At 58.5% G+C, this 2,938-nt stretch carries 2 protein-coding genes and 2 pseudogenes; 2 read left to right on the forward strand and 2 right to left on the reverse strand.

What is annotated here, in order from left to right:
- Positions 1-1,195 (forward strand): annotated as a pseudogene (locus ACFU8Q_RS40690) (hypothetical protein); the annotation flags it as partial.
- An 89-nt stretch (positions 1,196-1,284) separates the two neighbouring features.
- Positions 1,285-1,875, forward strand: a complete 591-nt coding sequence (locus ACFU8Q_RS40695; protein WP_384465022.1) for a hypothetical protein — start codon at positions 1,285-1,287, stop codon at positions 1,873-1,875.
- A 76-nt stretch (positions 1,876-1,951) separates the two neighbouring features.
- Here ACFU8Q_RS40695 and kdpC read toward each other — a convergent pair whose 3' ends face one another.
- Together kdpC and ACFU8Q_RS40705 are read right to left on the reverse strand one after the other, a co-directional pair.
- The gene (kdpC, locus tag ACFU8Q_RS40700) at positions 1,952-2,581 is read right to left on the reverse strand and encodes a potassium-transporting ATPase subunit KdpC (RefSeq protein WP_384465025.1); all 630 of its coding nucleotides are present in this window, start codon (positions 2,579-2,581) and stop codon (positions 1,952-1,954) included.
- A gap of 35 nt (positions 2,582-2,616) precedes the next feature.
- A pseudogene (locus ACFU8Q_RS40705) lies at positions 2,617-2,938 on the reverse strand (potassium-transporting ATPase subunit B); the annotation flags it as partial.

Raw genomic sequence — 2,938 nt, forward strand, 5'->3', positions numbered from 1 at the left:
CATCGGCTCCCTCGCCAACAAAGTCAAATCCGTCTTCCACGCCGTCGCCAAACCCGTCAACCGCGCCATCGACAAAATCGTCGGCTTCATCACCAGAGCAGGAAAGAAACTCTGGGCGAAACTCAAGAACAAAAACAAGCCCGGGAAGACCGACAGTACGGGCAGAGCTCCGGAAGGACGAGGAAAGCCCGGTGATGAATCGAAGAGCGGACGGTCGGCGGCAGCCCTGAGGGAAGCAATGTCTCTGGTGAAGCCGGAATCGACCACCGAATCGCTGAGGAGCGCCCTTCCTGAAATCAAGAACCGACACCAACTGCGATCCCTGACTCTCATCGTTGACAGCCAGGAAGAGTCTCGTACAAAAATTCATTTCAAGGCCGTGAACAGCCCGGGGATCGAAAGCTCTCAGCAATCGATTGAAAATGAGCCGGAAGACGAGGAAACCAAGCTTATTGACAATGGGCAGACATCCTTCAAGGAGCGCCGAGAGGTTTTGGATAACGCCAAGAGAATCCTGAACAACGAGGAGGCATGGCAGGCAATATTCACCAGCATCAAGCAAGGAAAACCGGGCAGGAAGAAGGCCATCTTCATATTCCAAAAGATTGTCAACAAAAATCTCACCAACGGATATCAAATTAACAAGAAGCCAACGACCCAGGGCGGCCTGCGCGTATTGGACATGCACTACCTGGGCTTGAATATCGACGGAATTGCAAAAGTTGATTCGGTGCAGCGGGCAGGAAAAACTGGTGGCGCAATCGGATCCGCCCTGATCAAGCCGCTCAGCCTCGAAGAGAGCTCCGATCCCGTACCGGCACTTGCGCTGGATTTCTACATACCGCCGAGTATCGTACAAGCACACATAAAGGGGGTAGGGACCGAACTTTTCAAAATATCCCATGACCATTTCGGCGCCGAACATCAGGCCGTCGCCGGCGAGTGGTATCAGTTCGGGTGGTACGAGTCGAAGGAGCTGGGCCGGTCCAGGATGTCCTCAAATCTGAAGGCTTACATCGACGCCAGGAGGGAAGAGAAGACCGAGCAGGAGGCCGTCAGGGCGACTTGGACATACCGGCGCGCAAGGGAAATCTACGGATGTGAACTGGAGATACACGTTGTAGAACTGCACGACATCTACAATCCACCCAATAACGAGATGATCGTTCAAGTCCTGATGAAGCCGAAGGCCTAGTGATGCAGGTTCAATTTTTTGACCGCACACACACCTTCTTGTTCAGATTCAACTCCCCCGAGCGCCTTTGGCCGACGATCGGCCGAATTATGCGCGACACTCTGTCCCTTCCAGGAAAAGAGGGGAATCCGGAATGGGATCGAAGAATTGAACCGGAACACGCCAAGGCATTTTCGGACGGCCTCGAACCGACGCTTCACCATTTCCTGGCACGTGAAGCAGACAAAGGCAATGACGGAGGGTTCGGGCAGGTTCACGCAATCGTCCTGGATCAGCAGATCTGGATCAACCCAAGAGATCCGGAAGCGCAGGAACTGCAACGAGTGAATGGCATCCATACCGCATTGAGAAATGCCCGCTCGTTCCCTCTGTACCTGTTCACTCTCCCCCGGCTCGACTCCCTCGAGTTCCGGATCTCTCGGGTTCTGCGTAACGAATCATCGGACATTTCACGCACACCGGAGGAACTTCGGGACCAGGTGGTGGGTCTCCTCGGTAAGATAAGAGAGAGCGAGACCGTCGCAGAGAACCGTGAATCATTCACGCGCGATATCGAGAGCATCGGCCGGGAAGGCGTCGTTGACGAAGTCGTCGCCTTTCTCTGCGAGTGGCGACTGGCCGAGCGATCTCCGAATGGGATGGTCCGAGCAACAGAGAAGCTGCGTCACGTACTCATGTAGGACGAGAGCGGTACAAGAAACGCGAAACCGTCGAACGGGCGATCAACCGGCCCACTGACGACCCCCTGCATGGTGGTCACACCAGCCTGGCCAGATCGTGGTTGAGTTCGACCACGTTGACGTGTTCCTGACCCAAAAATCCGAGAAAACGTCCCTGGACGTGGTGGGCGACCAGAGTCCTGACCTTGGCGGGGGCGAGGTGGCGGGCCTTCGCGACACGGTCGACCTGTTCGTAGGCGTACGCCGGGGAGATCGCCGGGTCGAGGCCGGAGCCGCTGGCGGTGACGGCGTCCGGGGGGACGGACGAGAACGGAACTCCGTCAAAGGCGGCGACTGCGGCAAGGCGGTCCCGGACGGTCTCGATCAGATCGGTGTTGTTCGGGCCAAGGTTGGAGGCGCCCGAGTTCATGGGGTCGTAGCCGCCCGTGGACGGGCGGGGCTGGAACCACGTGGGGTCGGGGCGCAGTTGCTCCTGCGCGGCCTGGGGATTCTTCTTCGGCAGTGTGAAGTTCTGGCCGATCAGCGAGGAGGCCACCGGCCTGCCGTTCGTCGTCAACAGGGAGCCGTTGGCCTGGTGGGAGAGACCGGTCTGGGCGATGGCGGTGACGAGCAGCGGATAGGCGATGCCGGTGAGCAGGGTGAACACCAGCAGTATCCGCAAGGCGGTCAGATGGTGCCGGAGTACGGGGGGAAGGTGGGTACGCACCGTGGGATCGCCTTCTTCTTTCGCCGGGACGTCTGTCAGCGCAGTCCGGGAATGAACTGGATGAGGAGGTCGAGCAGTTTGATGCCCACGAAGGGCAGCACCAGCCCGCCGAGCCCGTACATCCAGATGTTGTGGCTGAGCAGTTTCGCGGCGGAGGACGGCCGGTAGCGCACACCGCGCAGCGCCAGCGGGATCAGCGCGACGATGATCAGCGCGTTGAACACGATCGCGGAGGCGATCGCCGAGGTCGGACTGTGCAGACGCATGATGTTGAGTTTGTCCAGGCCCGGGTAGACCACCGCGAACATCGCCGGGATGATCGCGAAGTATTTCGCGACGTCGTTGGCGATCGAGAAC

It is taken from the genome of Streptomyces sp. NPDC057543 (assembly GCF_042801895.1).
Lineage (GTDB): Bacteria > Actinomycetota > Actinomycetes > Streptomycetales > Streptomycetaceae > Streptomyces.

Coding starts and splice junctions, on each gene's coding strand:
- ACFU8Q_RS40695 (WP_384465022.1), top strand. CDS start 1,285: ATGCGCGACACTCTGTCCCTTCCAGGAAAAGAGGGGAATCCGGAATGG.